Below are 18,077 nucleotides of genomic sequence, written 5' to 3'. Positions count from 1 at the left end.
CCGATATCACCTTACCACCCGCTGATATTAAAGAGTGATAGCGTGATAAAGCTGATTACCATTGATGAATTGCGCCCAGGGATGTTTATCCACAAGCTGGAGGTCTGGTGGATAAAAGACCAGCGCATTCATAATGAGATGCTGATCACCGATCCCCGACAAATCGCCATGCTTCGCACTGAAGGGATCCGCCAGCTCTGGATCGACCTCGATCGATCGGTGCAGGCGCCGATCGCCTCCACGGTCGCGAAGAGAACCATTGGCCGCACCCCGTTTTTCCAGGAACTGGATCAGGCACAGCAGATCTTTTTGCAGGGCAAACCGAAAGTGCTGGCGATGTTCAATGAAGCGCGGCTGGGCAACGGCCTGAAGCTCGATTATATGATGGATCTGGTGGATGAAATCGCCGGATCGATCACGCGTGAACCCTCCGCCATGCTGAGCGTGGCGCGACTGAAAAATCATGATGACTACACCTATCTGCACTCCATGGCGGTCTGCGGGCTGATGATTGCGCTGGGTAAAAAACTCGGGCTGGATGAGCAGGAGCTGCGTCGGGTGGGCATGGGCGGTTTACTGCATGATGTCGGCAAAGCGGCTGTGCCGCTGGCGATCCTGAACAAAGCGGGCAAGTTGACTGAAGAGGAGTTCAGGGTGATGCGTGAGCATCCGGTGGTCGGTGCGCAGATGCTGATAGAAGCCGACGCCGATGACGATCTGCTCGATATCACCCTGCATCATCATGAGAAATATGATGGCAGCGGCTATCCGCACCGCCTGAAAGGCGAGGCGATTTCGCTCTACGCCCGCATGGCGGCGGTGTGCGATGTCTATGATGCCGTCACTTCGACCCGCTCCTATCGCAACGGCTGGACACCCGCCGAGGCGATGCACCAGATGCTGAGCTGGCGCGGCCATTTCGACCCTGGCTTGCTGCACGCCTTCGTACGGACCATCGGCATCTATCCGGTGGGATCGCTGGTGCGTCTGGCCTCCGGCCGGGTGGCGCTGGTGGTGAAAGCGGGCGAAAAATCGCTGATGCGTCCCTGCGTGCATGTCTTCTGGTCGCTGCACGCCCAGCGTGAAGTGAAACCGGAAGAGCTCGACCTTGGCGACAGCTTCTGCACCGACAGCATTGTGGGCGCAGAGGACAGCACGCTGTGGGGTAACGTCGATCTCAATCGTATCTGGGCGCTGGAAGTCGCCTGATTTTTCGCCATTTTTACACTATTTTTACGCCCGCCCGCTGCATTTTAACCCCTTCTTTATACGCCTCCGCGCAAGCTAAGCCATAAATCCAATCCTCTGGAGGTTCCTGTGAGCGTGGGCGTAATAACCGGCATTGTGCTGGTGGTGTTGTTACTGGGCTATCTGATCTATGCCCTGTTAAATGCGGAGGCCTTCTGATGGCGGCCAATGCTTTTTTACTCATCGCATTCTATCTGCTACTGCTGATGGTGCTGGCGCAGCCGCTCGGACGGGGTCTGGCGTCGTTAGTGGCTGACAAGCCGGTGTTTGCCCGCCTGGAAGCGCCGCTGTGGCGACTGCTGGGCGCGCAACAATCGGACATGCGCTGGCCGCACTACCTGCTGGCGATTCTGCTGTTTAATGCGCTGGGTTTCGTGGTGCTGCTGGCAATATTGCTGATGCAGGGCGCGCTGCCGCTGAATCCGCAGCAGCTGCCTGGCCTGAGCTGGCATCTGGCGCTTAACACCGCCGTGAGCTTCGTCACCAACACCAACTGGCAATCCTACAGCGGCGAAAGCACCCTGAGCTATTTTAGTCAGATGGTGGGCCTGACGGTGCAGAATTTCCTCTCAGCCGCGACCGGTATCGCCGTGGCGTTTGCATTGATTCGTGGCTTCGCTAATCGCAGCTCTGCGACCCTGGGTAACGCCTGGCGCGACCTGACGCGCATCACGCTCTATGTCTTACTGCCTATCAGCCTGCTGATGGCGCTGTTCTTTGTCAGCCAGGGCAGCATCCAGAACTTCGCGCCTTATCACAGTTTCTCCACGCTGGAAGGCGTGCAGCAGACGCTGTCGATGGGGCCGGTGGCGTCGCAGGAAGCGATCAAAATGCTGGGCACCAACGGTGGCGGCTTCTTTAACGCCAACTCCTCCCATCCATTTGAAAACCCAACGGTGCTGACTAACCTGGTGCAGATGCTGAGCATCTTCCTGATCCCGGCGGCGCTCTGCTTCGCGTTTGGCGAAAGCGTGCGTGACCGTCGTCAGGGCCACATGCTGCTGTGGGCGATGACGCTGATGTTTGTGGCGGCGGTATCGGTCGTCATGTGGGCCGAACTGCAGGGCAACCCGCACTTCCTCCAGATGGGTGCTGACAGCGCCATCAACATGGAAGGTAAAGAGACGCGCTTTGGCATTCTTAACAGCAGCCTGTTCGCGGTTATCACTACCGCCGCCTCCTGCGGTGCGGTGAATGCCATGCACGACTCCTTTACCGCGCTGGGCGGCATGGTGCCGATGTGGCTGATGCAACTGGGCGAAGTGGTGTTTGGCGGCGTCGGTGCCGGTCTCTACGGCATGCTGCTGTTTGTGCTGCTGGCGGTGTTTATCGCCGGGCTGATGATCGGTCGTACCCCGGAATTCCTGGGCAAAAAAATCGATGTGTGGGAGATGAAGATGACCGCGCTGGCGATTCTGGTCACACCGGCGCTGGTGCTGATCGGTACCGCACTGGCGATGATGACCGACGCCGGACGCAGCGCCATGGCCAATCCCGGCATTCACGGCTTCAGCGAAGTGCTCTACGCGGTCTCCTCGGCGGCCAACAACAACGGCAGCGCCTTTGCCGGCCTGAGTGCTAACACGCCGTTCTGGAACCTGCTACTGGCTGCCTGCATGCTGCTGGGCCGCTTCGGCATCATCATTCCGGTGATGGCGATTGCCGGTGCGATGGCGGTGAAAAAAGTGCAGCCGGTGGGTAACGGCACGCTGCCAACCCACGGTCCGCTGTTTATCGGACTGCTGATCGGCACGGTGCTGCTGGTGGGTGCACTGACCTTTATTCCTGCTCTGGCGCTGGGCCCGGTGGCTGAGCATCTGCAACTTGTTCAGGGACAATCCTCATGAGTCGTCAACAACAGGCGTTATTTGACGCAGCATTGCTGCGTACCTCGGCCTGGGATGCAGTGAAAAAGCTCGATCCCCGGGTGCAGTTCCGTAACCCGGTGATGTTTGTAGTCTACCTCGGCAGCATTCTGACCTCGCTGCTGGCGCTGGCGATGCTGACCGGCCGGATCAGCGGCAGCGCCAGCTTTACCGGGGCGATTGCGGTCTGGCTCTGGTTCACCGTGCTGTTCGCCAACCTGGCGGAGGCGCTGGCAGAAGGGCGCAGTAAGGCCCAGGCCAGCAGCCTGAAAGGGGTGAAAAAGACCAGCTTTGCCAAAAAACTCTCAGCGGCGCGCTATGGCGCCGAGTGGCAGCAGGTCAGTGCCGATGAGCTGCGCAAAGGCGATGCCGTGCTGGTGGAAGCGGGCGACATCATCCCCTGCGACGGTGAAGTGATGGAGGGCGGTGCCTCTGTGGATGAGAGCGCTATTACCGGTGAGTCCGCACCGGTGATCCGCGAGTCGGGCGGTGACTTCGCCTCCGTCACCGGCGGGACCCGCATTCTCTCTGACTGGCTGGTGATCACCTGTAGCGCCAACCCGGGCGAAACCTTCCTTGACCGGATGATCGCCATGGTGGAAGGCGCGAAACGCCGTAAAACCCCGAATGAGATCGCCCTGACCATCCTGCTGGTGTCACTGACCATCGTGTTCCTGCTGGCGACCGTGACACTCTGGCCGTTCTCGGCATGGGGCGGAACGCCGGTCAGCATCACGGTGCTGGTGGCGCTGCTGGTCTGTCTGATCCCGACCACCATCGGCGGCTTACTGTCGGCGATTGGCGTGGCGGGGATGAGCCGGATGCTGGGTGCTAACGTCATTGCGACCAGCGGGCGTGCGGTGGAAGCCGCGGGCGATGTGGATGTGCTGATGCTGGACAAAACCGGCACCATCACGCTGGGTAACCGTCAGGCGACCCAGTTCCTGCCCGCGCCGGGCGTCAGCGAAGAGCAACTGGCCGACGCTGCACAGCTCGCCTCGCTGGCCGATGAGACGCCGGAAGGGCGCAGTATCGTGGTGCTGGCAAAACAGCGATTTAATCTGCGTGAGCGCGATCTCAGCAGCATGGGTGCCAGCTTTATTCCGTTCTCTGCGCAGACCCGCATGAGCGGCGTGAACGTGCAGGATCGACTGATCCGCAAAGGCGCGGTCGATGCGGTACGGCGCCACATCGAAGCGAACCATGGCCGTTTCCCGGCCGAGGTCAATGCGCAGGTGGAAGAGGTGGCACGCAGTGGCGGCACGCCGCTGGTGGTGTCAGAGGGCGCGAACGTGCTGGGCGTGGTGGCGCTGAAAGATATCGTCAAAGGCGGCATCAAAGAGCGCTTTGCCGAACTGCGAAAAATGGGTATCAAAACGGTGATGATCACCGGCGATAACCCGCTGACGGCCGCGGCGATTGCCGCGGAAGCGGGCGTGGATGACTTCCTGTCAGAGGCCACGCCGGAAGCCAAGCTGGCGCTGATCCGCCAGTATCAGGCGGAAGGGCGTTTAGTGGCGATGACCGGCGACGGCACCAATGATGCGCCTGCACTGGCGCAGGCGGATGTGGCGGTGGCGATGAACTCCGGTACCCAGGCGGCGAAAGAGGCGGGCAACATGGTCGATCTCGACTCGAACCCAACCAAGCTGCTTGAAGTGGTGCACATTGGTAAACAGATGCTGATGACACGCGGTTCGCTGACTACCTTCAGTATCGCCAACGACGTGGCGAAATACTTCGCCATCATTCCGGCGGCGTTTGCGGCGACCTATCCGCAGCTCAACATGCTTAACGTGATGCACCTTCACTCGCCAGCCAGTGCGATTCTGTCGGCGGTGATCTTTAACGCTCTGGTGATTGTCTTCCTGATCCCGCTGGCCCTGAAAGGCGTCAGCTACCGCCCACTGAGCGCTGCTGCGCTGCTGCGCCGCAACCTGCTGATTTACGGTCTGGGTGGCCTGCTGGTGCCGTTTGTCGGCATCAAAGCGATCGATCTGCTGTTAGTGTTTTCAGGCATGGCCTGAGGAGAGAAAAATGAGTCAGTTACGTCCGGCAATTTTACTGTTGTTGCTGCTTACGCTTATTACCGGCGTGGTTTATCCTTTGCTCACCACCGGTCTGGGGCAGTGGCTGTTTCCGTCCCAGTCCAGCGGCTCGCTGCTGGAGGAGGATGGCGTGGCGCGCGGGTCGGCGCTGATTGGCCAGAACTTTACCCAGCTCAACTATTTCTGGGGCCGCCCTTCAGCCAGTGGTGATAAACCTTATAATCCGCTGGCCTCAGGGGGCAGCAATCTGGCCGCCAGCAACCCGGCGCTGGACAAAGCGGTAGCCGATCGCGTCGCTGCGCTGCGGGCCGCGAATCCGCAGGCACCGGCCGCCGTCCCGGTTGAACTGGTCACCGCGTCAGCCAGCGGGCTGGACCCGGATATTTCGCCACAGGCCGCCCTTTGGCAGGCACCGCGTATCGCCGCCAGCCGCCAGTTGCCGTTGCCGCAGGTCGAGGCGCTGATTGATAAGATGACGCATCGTCCGCTGCTGCCATTCCTCGGCACCCCGACCCTCAACGTGTTGCAGCTGAATATGGCGCTCAACGAACTGTAATGGTGTTAAGAGCCTATCCCATTAGGCTATTTTATTTGTCAGTCTGAACCTGGGCAGTGCTCACACAGGCTGCTTTAGCAACCTGAACGCCCGTCAGGGCGGCCCTGAAGGGGCGAGCGCAGCGAGTCATCCTCACGTACTACGTGTACGCTCCGGTTGTTCCGCGCTGTCCGTGTCCAGACTGTCTGCAACAATTACGCCTACTGGCATAGGCTCTAAGGAAGCGATGAACCACGAACCCCAGCGTCCCGATCCCGACGCGCTGCTGCAGGCTAACCGCGAGACTCATCGCGGGCAGCTGAAAATTTACTTTGGTGCCTGTGCGGGCGTGGGTAAAACCTACGCCATGCTGCAGGAGGCACAGCGGCTGCGCGCGCAGGGTCTGGATGTCTTAATCGGCGTGGTAGAGACCCATGACCGGCCGGAAACCGCGCAGCTGCTGACAGGGTTAACTCTGCTGCCGCGTCGCGCAACCGGCCGCTCGCGTCATGCGGAGTTTGATCTTGATGCCGCGCTGGCTCGCCATCCGGCGGTGATCCTGATGGATGAGCTGGCGCACACTAACGTGCAGGGCTCGCGCCATCCCAAGCGCTGGCAGGATATTGAGGAGCTGCTGGAAGCGGGCATCGATGTACTGACCACCGTCAACGTACAGCATCTTGAGAGCCTCAACGATGTGGTAGGCGGCGTCACCGGCATTCAGGTGCGCGAAACCGTGCCCGATCCCTTTTTCGACAGCGCCGACGAAGTGGTGCTGGTCGATCTGCCGCCCGACGATCTGCGGCAGCGGCTGAAAGAGGGCAAAGTCTACATTGGCGACCGCGCGGAACGCGCCATCGAAAACTTTTTCCGCAAAGGTAACCTGTTCGCCCTGCGTGAGCTGGCCCTGCGTCGCACCGCCGATCGGGTGGATGATCAGATGCGCGCCTGGCGCGATCAGCAGGGACGGGAGCGCGTCTGGCACACCCGCGACGCCATTCTGCTCTGCATTGGCGACGACAGCGGCAGTGAAAAGCTGGTGCGCACCGCCGCCCGACTGGCGGCGCGGCTTGGCAGTGAATGGCATGCGGTCTATGTCGAAACGCCCCGGCTGCACCGGCTGCCGGAAGCGCGGCGACGGGCGATTCTGCGTACGTTACAGCTGGCGCAGGAGCTGGGCGCGGAAACCGCGACTCTCTCTGAGCCCGATGAAGCCGAAGCGGTACTGGGTTACGCCCGCGCGCACAATCTGGGCAAAATTGTCACCGGTCGTCGCCCGCTGCGGCGCTGGCGGCGTGACAGCTTTGCCGAACGGCTCGGCCAGCTGGGGCCGGATCTCGATCTGCTGGTGGTGGCGCTGGATGAGCCGCTGAAGGATGCGCCGCATCCGCTGCCGGATGGCCGCGTCACCAGCGAAAAATGGCGTATTCAGCTGCGCGGCGTAATGATGGCGCTGGTGCTCTGTATCCTTGTAACCGCCGCCGGACAGTCGGTGCTGATCGGTTTCGATCCCGCCAACTGCGTAATGATCTATCTGCTGGCGGTGGTGATCGTGGCGCTGCGCTATGGCCGCTGGCCGTCGGTGATCGCCACGGTGATGAATATCGTCGCCTTTGACCTCTTCTTTGTTGCCCCCACCGGCACGGTGGCGGTCTCCGATCTGCAATATCTGGTGACCTTTGGCGTGATGCTGGCGGTGGGCGTAATCGTCGGCAACCTCACGGCAGGCGTGCGTTATCAGGCGCGGGTGGCGCGCTACCGCGAGCAGCGGGCGCGCCAGCTCTATGAGATGGCGAAATCGCTGGGCAGTGCGTTAACGCCGCAGGATATCGCCGCCACCAGCCAGCGGGTGCTGGATGCCACGTTACAGGCGCGCTGCCTGCTGCTGCTGCCGGATGAGCAGGGCGAACTGCAACCGGTGGGCGATGCGTTACCGGCCAGCGAGCCGGATCGCGCGATTGCTAAATGGAGTTACAGCAAAGGCCAGCCTGCGGGTGCGGGCACCGATACCTTACCGGCGGTGCCTTATCAGATCCTGCCGCTGAAAAGTGGCGCGCACTGCCGGGGTTTGCTGGTGGTGGAGCCGCAGAACCTGCGTCAGCTGATGATCCCCGAGCAGCAGCGGCTGGTGGAAACCTTTACGGTGCTGATTGCTAACGCACTGGAACGGATGGCGCTGTCGCATAGCGAGGCGGCGTCCCGGCTCTCGGCGGAGCGTGAACAGCTGCGCAATGCGCTGCTGTCAGCGCTGTCCCACGACCTGCGCACTCCACTGACCGTGCTGTTTGGTCAGGCGGAAATGCTGATGCTCGACCTGGCCAGCGACAACTCAAAATATGTGCCGCAGGCCAGTCAGATCCGCGAGCAGACGCTGAGCACCATCCGGCTGGTGAGCAACATGCTGGATATGGCGCGCATTCAGTCGGGCGGCCTCAACCTGCGTGAGGAGTGGCTGGCGCTGGAAGAGGTGGTCGGCGGGGCGCTGAGCAGCATGGCACCATCACTGAAAGGGCATGAGGTCCGGCTCGATCTGCCGGACGACATCGTGCTGATCAAAGGCGACAGCACGCTGCTGGAGCGGGTCTTCACCAACCTGATTGAGAACAGCCTGAAGTATGCCGGTAACAGCGCACCACGCGGCATTCGCGCCTGGCGTGCGGCATCACGGCTGGAGATCTCGGTCTGGGATAGCGGACCGGGCATTGCCGAAGACGACTTAAGCCGGATATTCGATAAATTCTGGCGGGGCGACAAAGAGTCGGCGGTGCCGGGCGTCGGACTGGGTCTGGCAATCTGTAAAACCATTATCGAGAGCCACGGTGGTCAGATCTGGGCAGAGAACAGGGCCGAAGGCGGCGCGGCATTTCGTCTCTCGCTGCCGCTGCCGCCGGTCCCTGAAATTTCTGACGAAGGGCTGAAATAACTTCACAGTTGATCGGTTATACTCCCGGACCTGTTTGATTATTCGTGGGATTGTATGGAACGTTTTACCGAAAACCTGATGTATGCATCGCGCTGGTTGCTGGCCCCGGTTTACATTGGACTTTCGCTGGGATTGCTGGCGCTGACCATTAAATTTTTCCAGGAAATTTTCCACCTGCTGCCCAACATTTTCAGCATTGCGGAAAACGATCTGATCCTGCTGCTGCTGTCGCTGGTGGATATGACGCTGGTTGGCGGCCTGCTGGTGATGGTGATGCTGTCGGGTTATGAGAACTTCATCTCTAAGCTCGATATCGACGAAGATAAAGAGAAGCTGAGCTGGCTGGGCAAGATGGACTCCGGCTCGCTGAAAAACAAAGTCGCCGCCTCCATTGTCGCCATCTCCTCGATTCACCTGCTGCGGGTGTTTATGGAAGCGCGCAACGTCGAAAACGACAAGCTGATGTGGTACGTGATTATCCACCTGACCTTTGTGCTCTCCGCCTTTGTGATGGGCTGGCTGGATCAGATGTCGCGCAGCGATAAAAAACCGAAGTAACCTCTCTGGCGGCCCGCTGAGGCGGGCGCCTGCTTTACCCTTTCCGCTCTGCTCCCCCTGAACGACCCGCTGGCTGTGAGGCCGGACGCGTGCCCGCCAGCTGCGGCATCACCTCTTTGATCATGGCAAAAAAGTGTTGCAGCCTGGCCGGGTAGTAACTCGCCCAGGGATAGGTCAGCCACACCGGCAGCGGCGGTGCCTGCCACGCAGGCATCAGCTGAACCAGGCCGCCATCCGCCAGATCTTCCTGCACCGCCCAGGACGAGACGATCGCGGCTCCCATCCCCGCCAGTGCCGCTTTACGCACCGCATATAAACTGTCGCTGCTCAGCCGGGGCGTAATCGCCAGGTTCACCGGCTGGCCATCGTCAATCTTCTGCAACGCCACTTCGTTACGGTAAAAACTGGTCAGTGCCAGCCACGGCAGATCGCGCAGCTGTTCAACCCGCTCTATCGGTGGCTGCTGCGCCAGCAGGTGCGGGGCGGCCACCACAATACGTGGCACTTCTGCCAGCAGTATCGCCACCACCGAAGGATCGGTTGGCGCGCCGACCTGAATGGCGCAGTCCACATTCTCCGCCATAAAGTCGGGCGTGCGATCATTCAGCATCCACTCAATATTAAGCCGGGGGTAGCGGTGCAGATAATCCACCAGCGGGGCGATCAGCTGATCCTGGCCAAAGGCGTGCGGGGCGCGAACCCGCAGCGTACCGACCGGGTCATCGCTGGCCCCGGTCAGCTCATCTTCCAGCGCATGCCAGGTCGCCAGCAGCTGCCGCGCCTGGGCGTAGCAGCGCTCGCCATCATCGGTAAGCTTCAGCGCATGGGTGGTGCGCAGGATAAGCTTGAGGCCCAGCCGCTGCTCCAGGCTCTGCAGTCGGCGGCTGACGGTGGGTTGTGTCGTGCCGAGCTGCGCGGCGGCGGCGGATAAGCTGCCGCTCTCCACAATACGGATAAAAGTCTGCATCAGATCGATGCGATCGCTGCTGTTAGGATTGTTCATACGCACCACGTATAACGGTTTTGCCTGATGTCAGTCTACCGCGTATAACCGCAATGCGCTTTAATGGCAGGACGAAATGATGAGGATTACAGCATGTCAGCCATACAGACCCAGACTCAAAATGAACCGCTCTCTGCGCCGCTGGTGTTTACCCTGGCCGCCGGTGCCGGACTCAGCGTCGCGTCGATCTACTACAGCCAGCCGATGCTGGATATCATCAGCAAGCAGTTTAACGCCGGCATCGGCGCGGTCGGCATGGTGCCGATGCTGACCCAGGCGGGCTATGCGCTGGGCATCCTGCTGCTGGCCCCGCTGGGCGATCGCCATGACCGGCGCACCATTATCTTTATCAAAGGCTTAATGCTGGTGGCGGCGCTGCTGCTGTGTGGTTTTTCCGGTGGACTCAGCGCGCTGCTGATTGCCAGTTTTATCACCGGCCTGACCGCCACCGTGGCGCAGGATATTGTGCCCGCTTCGGCGGCGCTGGCGCCGGAACGCAGTCGGGGTAAAACAGTCGGCACGGTGATGACCGGGCTGCTGGTGGGCATCCTGCTGTCGCGGGTGGTCAGCGGGGTGGTGGCAGAGTATTTCGGCTGGCGCACCATGTATATGATTGCTGCGCTGGCGGTGCTGCTGATTACGCTCACGCTGTGGCGGGTACTGCCGCGTTTCGCGCCAGGCACCTCGGTGAGCTATCCGCGCCTGTTGCTGTCGCTGGTTCACCTGTGGCGTCACCATCAGACGCTGCGTCGTGCCGCACTGGCTCAGGGGCTGTTGTCAGTGGGTTTTAGCGCCTTCTGGTCGACGCTGGCGTTAATGCTCAGCGACCGCTTTCATCTGGACAGTGCCGTGGCCGGGGCGTTTGGTTTAGCCGGTGCGGCGGGTGCCATGGCGGCACCGCTGGCGGGCAGTTTTGCTGACCGCATCGGTCCGGCAAGGGTCACGCAGGCTGGCGCCGCGCTGGTGACAATCTCCTTTGCGCTGATGTTTCTGCTGCCGCTGCTGCCAATGCCAGCCCAGCTGGCGCTGATTGTCCTCTGCACCATTGGCTTCGATTTAGGGGTGCAGGCCACCCTGGTGGCGCATCAGACGCTGGTCTATGGCCTGGCGCCTGAAGCGCGCAGTCGCCTGAATGCGCTGCTGTTTACCGTGGTGTTTATCGGTATGGCCACCGGTGCGGCGCTGGGAAGTCTGGCGCTGGCACACTGGGGCTGGAATGGCGTGGTTGCGCTCTCGACCTTAGCCGGTGCCGCCGCGCTGGCGGTCCGCTTCGCCAGTCGTCACCTGAAAAACTGACACCTCGCCCGTCAAAAAATGTGCCAGGCTTATTCATAAACCCGAAATAATCTGGAGTATTATGAACTTTTTAGCCTGGACAGCAGCGACGGGCGGCCTCTTGCTGCTGATGTCGCTGGCTTCCGGTTGGATTCACCGGGGGCCAGTCACCTCATTTGGTCTGTTCCTTATCGCGGGCATGCTGTGCGGCCCGTGGGGATTTGATGTTATCCACATCGATATTGTTACCCATTCCGAAGCCGTGGCGCACATCACTGAAATCACCATGGCTGCCTCGCTGTTCATCACCGGCCTCAAGCTGCGTCAGCCGCTGCAAAATAACTGCTGGCACACCGGGCTGAAACTGGCTTTTCCCGCCATGCTGCTGACCGTGGCCGCGATGACCCTGCTGTCGCACTTCCTGGTGGGATTAGACTGGCCGATTGCACTGGCGTTTGGTGCCATTGTCGCGCCAACCGATCCGGTGCTGGCGAGCTTAATCTCGGTCAACGATGCGCAGGATGATGACTCGCTGCGCGTGGCGATCTCCAGCGAAGCGGGTATGAATGATGGTTCCGCGCTGCCGTTGCTGATGCTGGCGCTGCTGCTGTTTAATGGCGAAAGCCTGAGCGTGGCGATGCTGGGGCACTGGGGTGCGGTCGAGGTGCTCTGGGCAATTGGCGGCGGTCTGATCATCGGTTTCGTGCTGGGGCAGTTGATTGGCCTGCTGGCGACCCGACTTCGCAATGCCAATGGCGATGTGGCGCCCAATGATTTCCTGGCGCTGGCGCTGATTGCGCTGAGTTATTCACTGGTGGAGTGGCTGGGTGCCTCCGGCTTCCTGGCTGCCTTCGCCGCCGGGCTGGGATTACGCCGTGCTGAGATGGGCGTATTCCGTCGCCATCAGCCGGACGATCTCTCTGACGACGAGCGCGTGCTGCCCTCTGAAGCACTGGTGAACCCTAATAAACGCCTGGCGCATCAGGGCGACAACAATATGGTGAAGTCGATAGGGTTTGTAGTAGGCGACGCCCTCTCTTTTGGCGATACTATTGAACGTTTACTGGCGGCTGGCATGATGGTGGTGCTGGGCGTCACACTGGCGCAGCACTGGAACATCTACGGCGTGCTGATTGGCCTGGTGCTGTTTGTGGTGGTGCGGCCACTGGCCGTCTGGCTGGTGACGCTGCGCGCCGGACTGCCGCTGGGGCAGCGTCTGCTGATTGGCTGGCTGGGCATCCGCGGGATTGGCAGTCTGAACTACATCGCCTATGCCTGGACGCACGGTATGGAAGGCCCGCAGATGGAAATTATGACCAATATGGCGTTAACGCTGGTGGTCTGCAGCGTGGTGGTCCACGGCACCACCGTGTCGCCGCTGCTGAACTGGCGTCAGAAACGCCTTGAAGCCCTTCAGCGTAAGGTTTAACCCGAACTAACAGGAGTTAAGAATGAAAGTAACTCAGATAGTGTTGCTGAGCATGCTCGCCACCGGCAGCGCGCTGGCGGCGGACGAGGCTGACACTGAGCAGAATGTTTATGCCAGTCAGCTGTGCCATATTGTCAGCGGCGAGAAAAAGGTCGCCAGCGCGGATCAATATGTCGACCAGATGAAGTCCACCGTGGCGCGCAGTCAGTCGTCGTCGGCGATGAATCAGCCCGAGTTCGATGAAGAGTCCGCGCGTGAAGTGGCCAGTGCCTGGCTGCAGCTGGGTGATGATGAGCGTGCCAAACTGCGCGTTAACGAACAGCAGTGTGAGCAGGCCGTGATGGCGCAGTTCCAGCAGGAAGATTAACCGCATCGGATTAAATAAAAACGCGCCTGCCGGCTAATACTGATCAGTTAAGATTAAATTTATAAAGGCTGTCACGTTCAAACGTGGCAGCTTTTTTTCCGGGCGAGCGAGCCGCAGTGCGGGCCAGCGCACCTCTGCTGCTGCCGGGCCGTCCTCGCGCCGCTCACGCGGTACCTTCGGCTTTGACGCCGTGCCGACGAACCGTTCGGGGATCGGCCCTCCCTGGCCGGCCCCGACCTGTCCACGCTTCCCGGCGTGGACTTCTGGCCCGCCGTCACGCCTCAGCGCTGCGGATAGCCCTTTCAGCAGCAGAGGCGCTCAGGCCTCCACTCTCGTGCCCTTTTTAACAATACACACTGAAGTTTCAGAGCAGGCTGGGGCCGGGCAGGGGCAGGTAATCCGCAGCGCTGAACAGAATGAGTCTGCCAGGAGAGCCCGCAGGACGCGGGCGAAAGGCGGGGCGGCACAGGATGTGCCATCCCCGGCGGTCCGTCAGGCAGAGGAATGAAGTGAAGGAACCGCGCAGCGGCGCGAGGACCGCCAGCCCCTGCCCGGCACCAGACTGCGTTATCACCTGTCGCTTAACTGACTGACATTACGCCTGGCGGGCGCGTTTTTTTATGGCTTTTCAGGGGCCATTGCGTACATAATCGCCAGCCATGGCACCCGACTTGCATCTGTTGATTCTACTGCAGCCTGCCGCAACGGTTTGCTCACTCTTCTGGTATCACATAACAGGCATTATGATTACGCGTCGACGCTTTATTCTCGGCACGGGAGCGCTCGGGCTCTCCATGACCACCGGCAAAATATTTGCCCGCGATGACATTATTCCCCTCTGGCCGGACGATCCGCCCGGCGGCGGCGGCCCATCGGGCCAGTTGCATATTAACAGCACCGGTTCCTGGTCAAATATCGTCAGCCCGGCGATTCAGCGCTTTAAACCTGAAAATCCCAATGGCGAAGCGGTATTAATTGCAGCGGGTGGCGGTTATCGCTGGATCGGCATGGGACGCGAAGCCTGGCCGGTCGCGCGCTGGCTCAATGCCAATGGCTATACCGCCTATGTGCTCAGCTACCGGCTGCCGCATGAGAAGTGGCAGGCGGGGCGGCTGGCACCGCTGCAGGATGCGCAGCGTGCCATCCGGCTGGTGCGATCCTTTGAGCGCAAGGTGCATGTGCTGGGCTTCTCGGCAGGTGGGCATCTGCTGGGGCTGGCGGCGGCGCGTCCGGACTTTGAATCCTATCCGGCCATCGATCCGCTGGATGAAGTGGTGCCCAAAGTCGACAGCGTGGGTCTGATCTATCCGGTTATCACTCTGGAAGCGCCTTATCAGCACACCAATACCCATCTGATGATGGTCGGCAAAAATGCCACGCCGCAGGATGAGGCGAACTGGTCAGTGCAGAACTACGTAACCCGGCAATATCCGCCGACGTTTCTGGCGCAGGCCGAGGACGATCACACCTCAAATCCGTTTAACACCGAGCTGATGCGCGACACCTGTCGCCGTAATCGTGTGCCGGTTGAGCTGATTCAGATCAGCAAAGGCGGGCATGGCTTTGGCCTTGGCAAGGCGGGCACGCCAGCGGCGTTATGGGATCAGGCTTATGTTCGCTGGCTGGATCGCGTGAGCTGAGTTGCACTGGCGCGGTGCACGACTGCACCGGGGGATCCGTTCTCACCCTGCCTGGCGCAAGGTCACCAGATCGAAGGTGACCCTTTGTCCCGGTCCCGGTTAATGCTGCGCCCTCTGCCATCTTAAATCTCCCAATCCAGAGCCAGACCCAGCCCCTCAATATTGATATCAGTGGACTATAATGACAGATCAGGGCGCATTAATAACTCATTCTTATTTATCACGTTAACGAGGGTATACGGAGCTAAGGGGCACTCACGCTTATTTCTGACTCTGTATACAATAAGATGACAATTCCCTGCCGTTAGTACGATACGAAATAGCTTAATAAGGACTCTTTAATAATTATCTTAATAAACATACGGATCTGATTGATTCCCGGGTAAAGAACATTCCGATCTCATATCTTTTGCTTCTGTTTTTCCGCAATTACTTCGCTTTTTCTACCGATATATTGCCAGTTGATACAGATCAAAAATTGGCCAGAAATATCAGATCTTATGGATTATAAAAAAACTAATGAAAGCGTTGAAGCGGACGTTTTCGGATGACGCAATCGTCTTTCAATCCAAAGTGATTCTTCTTTTAAGCTTTGTTTTGGCCGATTCTGCTACAGATGGTCGTGATAAAACCCGTAAGTTTTGAACTAAAATAAAAATCCCACTTTATTGTCTTCGTTAACGTTAGATGATTTCATAACGGCCACGCATAAGAGGAGGAAAATCAGACAGCAATCCATCCTGGTCAGTTTATCGGTGGTTTCTGATTTATCTAAGAAATGTTTGAGATTTTCATTCCGGTGATGATAAGCAACAACAACCTATTGCATTCTGTCAGATGCGCTTTAAGGTCAGCCTGCTTCTCCGTCAAAATATGCTTATTTTATTATTATTTTTCTTAACGATGTGGCGAGGTGGATAGTCTGGATTTTAACACACAGCAAAGGGTTATATGCATGACCATCATTCAGGCATCGTTATAAAAGACAAGGAACAATAGAAAGGAGCGGCCAGTGCTTATTAAAAGTGATGTAAAAATAATGAAGTGATTTTTTAAATTCCGGGATAAAAGTTATTATCTTGTTTTTCATCATTGTTCTGGAGAACAACATGCTAACGGGTAATGAAGTAAATTTTATTGGCTATCTTATTGAAGGGAATGTGGTTTATTTACACAAGACAAAGCGGCTGATTTGTTTGAATGGACATGGTGAAGATATCATCCTGAGAAAAACCATGTCGCACGTATTAGAGTATCTTTTTGAAAATGCCACTATTGATGTTGTCACGGATTCGGAACTTATGGAGAACGTCTGGGATAAACATGGACTGAGTTCTTCTACGCAGCGGGTCTGGCAGGTTATGTCTAATTTAAAGTCGAAGTTCTTTTTTCTGGGTTTAAGTGATGATGTGATCCTGAGAGTTTCGAAGAAAGGCTATCTCCTCAAAAGCGACAGCGTGGAGAGGTTATTTAGCAGTCGTATCACTTCAGGCATTCATTAAGCACAGCGATAAATTCACTAACGATAATCCTGTGGAAATGGACGCCGGGCCTGTGAATATAATCGGTAGTCATTAAATAATTTCATATATAAATGGATTTAATTACTGTCGGTTCGGTTTTTTCGCTGTTAATCAGCCTGGCTCTTGCTGGGTGTTGATAATATGAAGAGAAACGCAGGTTTTACATTTCGCGTCAGCGGGCGCATTAATTTTCGTTGAGCGAAGTTGCAGGAAAAAACTGGCCCTGATGACCAGTTTTTCCCAATAGTATTTTGTTCGGGGAATTAACGCATCGTCACGAACTCTTCGGAGGCGGTCGGATGGATCGCCACGGTGTTATCGAAGTCCTTTTTAGTGGCACCCATTTTCAGCGCCACAGCGAAGCCCTGCAGCATCTCATCCATGCCGAATCCGATACCGTGAATGCCGACAATCTTCTCATCTGCACCCACACAGACCAGCTTCATGCGACACGGCTGACGATGCTGGGTTACCGCAGTGTACATGGCGGTAAATGACGATTTATAAACCTTCACCTGGTCGTCGCCATACTGTTCCCGTGCCTGCGGCTCGGTCAGTCCCACGGTACCAATCGGCGGATGACTGAACACCACCGTCGGAATATTGCTGTAATCCAGATGCTCGTCCGGTTTGTTGTTAAACAGACGCTCAGAGAGACGACGGCCCGCCGCGACCGCAACCGGCGTCAGCTCAACCGCACCGGTGTTGTCGCCCACGGCGTAGATGCCTGACACATTGGTGTTCTGGAATTTATCGACTTTGATATAGCCTTTGTCGTCCAGCGCGACGCCAGCGGCGTCAATATTCAGGGCATCGTTGGCGGGCTCACGGCCAATCGCCCAGACCAGGCAATCCACGGTATATTCGCTGCCGTTTTCCAGCTGCAGCGTCAGGCTACCATCGCCGTTTTTAATCACAGCTTTTGGAATAGATTCGGTGTGCAGCGCCGGGCCTTCGCTGTTCATCACTTCGACCAGCGTTTCGGTGAGCAGCGGATCGAAGCTGCGCAGCGGCGCGTGTTTACGGACGAACAGATGCGTTTCCGATCCCAGCGCGTTAACCACGCCAGCCAGCTCAACCGCAATGTAGCCTGCGCCGATGACCGCAGTGCGTTTTGGCAGCGCGTCCAGCTCAAAGAAACCGTCGGAATCAATGCCGTACTCTGCACCCGGGATAGAAGGGTGGACCGGACGACCGCCGGTGGCGATCAGAATATGGTTAGCCGTGATAATCTCGCCGTTGACTTCAACACTGTGCGCATCGACAAAGCGGGCAAAGCCTTTGATCACTTCAACTTTGTTTTTACCCAGCACGTTGTCATAGGAGTTGTGGATGCGATCGATGTAGGCGCTGCGGTTTTTCACCAGTGTGGCCCAGTCGAAGCGATTCACGGTGGTGTCGAAGCCATAATCCGGTCCGTAGAGATGGATCGCTTCGGCGATTTGCGCGGCATGCCACATGATTTTCTTCGGCACGCAGCCCACGTTCACGCAGGTGCCGCCCAGCTCTTTCGCTTCAATCAGGGCACATTTCTGGCCATACATAGCCGCACGGTTAATTGAGGCGATGCCGCCACTGCCGCCGCCAATGGCGAGATAGTCGAAATGTCGGGTCATTGAAGTATCCATCCGGTTGCATAAAAAATTGGGGTTGAGTGTAACGC

14 protein-coding genes are annotated in these 18,077 nt (G+C 58.3%); 12 read left to right on the top strand and 2 right to left on the bottom strand.

The annotated features are described in order from the left end of the window. Window positions 1-42 precede the first annotated feature (42 nt). From PAG01S_RS18935 to PAG01S_RS18905, 7 genes are all read left to right on the top strand, one after another. Entirely contained in the window at window positions 43-1,209 is a 1,167-nt protein-coding gene (locus tag PAG01S_RS18935; protein ID WP_062759570.1) for an HD-GYP domain-containing protein, read from the top strand. A 108-nt stretch (window positions 1,210-1,317) separates the two neighbouring features. Continuing rightward, entirely contained in the window at window positions 1,318-1,407 is a 90-nt protein-coding gene (gene kdpF / locus PAG01S_RS18930; RefSeq protein WP_010253443.1) for a K(+)-transporting ATPase subunit F, read from the top strand. After that, window positions 1,407-3,095 carry a potassium-transporting ATPase subunit KdpA gene (gene kdpA, locus PAG01S_RS18925; RefSeq protein WP_062759569.1) on the top strand — a complete coding sequence of 563 codons (1,689 nt, stop codon included), beginning with the start codon at window positions 1,407-1,409 and terminating at the stop codon, window positions 3,093-3,095. Before kdpF ends, kdpA begins: the two co-directional genes overlap by 1 nt. Next, on the top strand, window positions 3,092-5,140 hold the full coding sequence (gene kdpB / locus PAG01S_RS18920) for a potassium-transporting ATPase subunit KdpB (RefSeq protein ID WP_010671495.1): 2,049 nt from the start codon (window positions 3,092-3,094) through the stop codon (window positions 5,138-5,140). The genes kdpA and kdpB overlap by 4 nt, the downstream gene beginning before the upstream one ends. A 10-nt stretch (window positions 5,141-5,150) precedes the next feature. Then, window positions 5,151-5,717: a potassium-transporting ATPase subunit KdpC gene (gene kdpC / locus PAG01S_RS18915; RefSeq protein WP_062759568.1), complete on the top strand. Its 567-nt coding sequence runs from the start codon at window positions 5,151-5,153 to the stop codon at window positions 5,715-5,717. A 226-nt stretch (window positions 5,718-5,943) separates the two neighbouring features. After that, window positions 5,944-8,619, top strand: a complete 2,676-nt coding sequence (gene kdpD, locus PAG01S_RS18910) for a two-component system sensor histidine kinase KdpD (protein ID WP_010671497.1) — start codon at window positions 5,944-5,946, stop codon at window positions 8,617-8,619. 54 nt (window positions 8,620-8,673) lie between these two features. Next, window positions 8,674-9,177: a TIGR00645 family protein gene (locus tag PAG01S_RS18905; protein WP_010253431.1), complete on the top strand. Its 504-nt coding sequence runs from the start codon at window positions 8,674-8,676 to the stop codon at window positions 9,175-9,177. A gap of 34 nt (window positions 9,178-9,211) precedes the next feature. Here the strand turns inward: PAG01S_RS18905 and PAG01S_RS18900 are convergent, their stop codons facing one another. After that, window positions 9,212-10,180 carry a LysR family transcriptional regulator gene (locus tag PAG01S_RS18900; protein ID WP_062759567.1) on the bottom strand — a complete coding sequence of 323 codons (969 nt, stop codon included), beginning with the start codon at window positions 10,178-10,180 and terminating at the stop codon, window positions 9,212-9,214. A gap of 93 nt (window positions 10,181-10,273) precedes the next feature. On the opposite strand from PAG01S_RS18900, the gene PAG01S_RS18895 reads away from it, so the two are divergent. The 5 genes from PAG01S_RS18895 to PAG01S_RS18875 all read left to right on the top strand — a co-directional run bounded on the left by PAG01S_RS18895 (window position 10,274) and on the right by PAG01S_RS18875 (window position 16,393). After that, window positions 10,274-11,476 (top strand): MFS transporter, encoded by a 1,203-nt coding sequence (locus PAG01S_RS18895; protein WP_010253427.1) that lies wholly within the window; start codon window positions 10,274-10,276, stop codon window positions 11,474-11,476. A gap of 61 nt (window positions 11,477-11,537) precedes the next feature. Beyond that, on the top strand, window positions 11,538-12,884 hold the full coding sequence (locus tag PAG01S_RS18890; RefSeq protein ID WP_010253425.1) for a cation:proton antiporter: 1,347 nt from the start codon (window positions 11,538-11,540) through the stop codon (window positions 12,882-12,884). Between the two features lie 22 nt (window positions 12,885-12,906). Continuing rightward, window positions 12,907-13,251 carry a hypothetical protein gene (locus tag PAG01S_RS18885; protein WP_022623982.1) on the top strand — a complete coding sequence of 115 codons (345 nt, stop codon included), beginning with the start codon at window positions 12,907-12,909 and terminating at the stop codon, window positions 13,249-13,251. 743 nt (window positions 13,252-13,994) lie between these two features. Then, a complete protein-coding gene (locus tag PAG01S_RS18880; RefSeq protein WP_022623984.1) occupies window positions 13,995-14,891 on the top strand; it encodes an alpha/beta hydrolase in 897 nt (298 codons plus the stop codon). Window positions 14,892-16,000: 1,109 nt separating this feature from the next. Further along, entirely contained in the window at window positions 16,001-16,393 is a 393-nt protein-coding gene (locus tag PAG01S_RS18875) for a winged helix-turn-helix domain-containing protein (RefSeq protein WP_245006268.1), read from the top strand. Between the two features lie 284 nt (window positions 16,394-16,677). On the opposite strand, the gene gorA is transcribed toward PAG01S_RS18875, so the two are convergent. Next, the gene (gene gorA / locus PAG01S_RS18870) at window positions 16,678-18,030 is read right to left on the bottom strand and encodes a glutathione-disulfide reductase (RefSeq protein ID WP_062759566.1); all 1,353 of its coding nucleotides are present in this window, start codon (window positions 18,028-18,030) and stop codon (window positions 16,678-16,680) included. Window positions 18,031-18,077 lie beyond the last annotated feature (47 nt).

Source organism: Pantoea agglomerans NBRC 102470, assembly GCF_001598475.1.
GTDB classification, from domain to species: Bacteria; Pseudomonadota; Gammaproteobacteria; order Enterobacterales; family Enterobacteriaceae; genus Pantoea; species Pantoea agglomerans.
Note: the sequence above shows the minus strand (reverse complement) of the source record. Positions and strands in the feature narration are given on the sequence as shown.

Excerpts from the sequence above, each read along its gene's own strand:
- kdpA (WP_062759569.1), top strand. The coding sequence starts at position 1,407 with ATGGCGGCCAATGCTTTTTTACTCATCGCATTCTATCTGCTACTGCTG.
- kdpB (WP_010671495.1), top strand. The coding sequence starts at position 3,092 with ATGAGTCGTCAACAACAGGCGTTATTTGACGCAGCATTGCTGCGTACC.
- kdpC (WP_062759568.1), top strand. The coding sequence starts at position 5,151 with ATGAGTCAGTTACGTCCGGCAATTTTACTGTTGTTGCTGCTTACGCTT.
- kdpD (WP_010671497.1), top strand. The coding sequence starts at position 5,944 with ATGAACCACGAACCCCAGCGTCCCGATCCCGACGCGCTGCTGCAGGCT.
- PAG01S_RS18905 (WP_010253431.1), top strand. The coding sequence starts at position 8,674 with ATGGAACGTTTTACCGAAAACCTGATGTATGCATCGCGCTGGTTGCTG.
- PAG01S_RS18900 (WP_062759567.1), bottom strand. The coding sequence starts at position 10,180 with ATGAACAATCCTAACAGCAGCGATCGCATCGATCTGATGCAGACTTTT.
- PAG01S_RS18895 (WP_010253427.1), top strand. The coding sequence starts at position 10,274 with ATGTCAGCCATACAGACCCAGACTCAAAATGAACCGCTCTCTGCGCCG.
- PAG01S_RS18890 (WP_010253425.1), top strand. The coding sequence starts at position 11,538 with ATGAACTTTTTAGCCTGGACAGCAGCGACGGGCGGCCTCTTGCTGCTG.
- PAG01S_RS18885 (WP_022623982.1), top strand. The coding sequence starts at position 12,907 with ATGAAAGTAACTCAGATAGTGTTGCTGAGCATGCTCGCCACCGGCAGC.
- PAG01S_RS18880 (WP_022623984.1), top strand. The coding sequence starts at position 13,995 with ATGATTACGCGTCGACGCTTTATTCTCGGCACGGGAGCGCTCGGGCTC.
- PAG01S_RS18875 (WP_245006268.1), top strand. The coding sequence starts at position 16,001 with ATGCTAACGGGTAATGAAGTAAATTTTATTGGCTATCTTATTGAAGGG.
- gorA (WP_062759566.1), bottom strand. The coding sequence starts at position 18,030 with ATGACCCGACATTTCGACTATCTCGCCATTGGCGGCGGCAGTGGCGGC.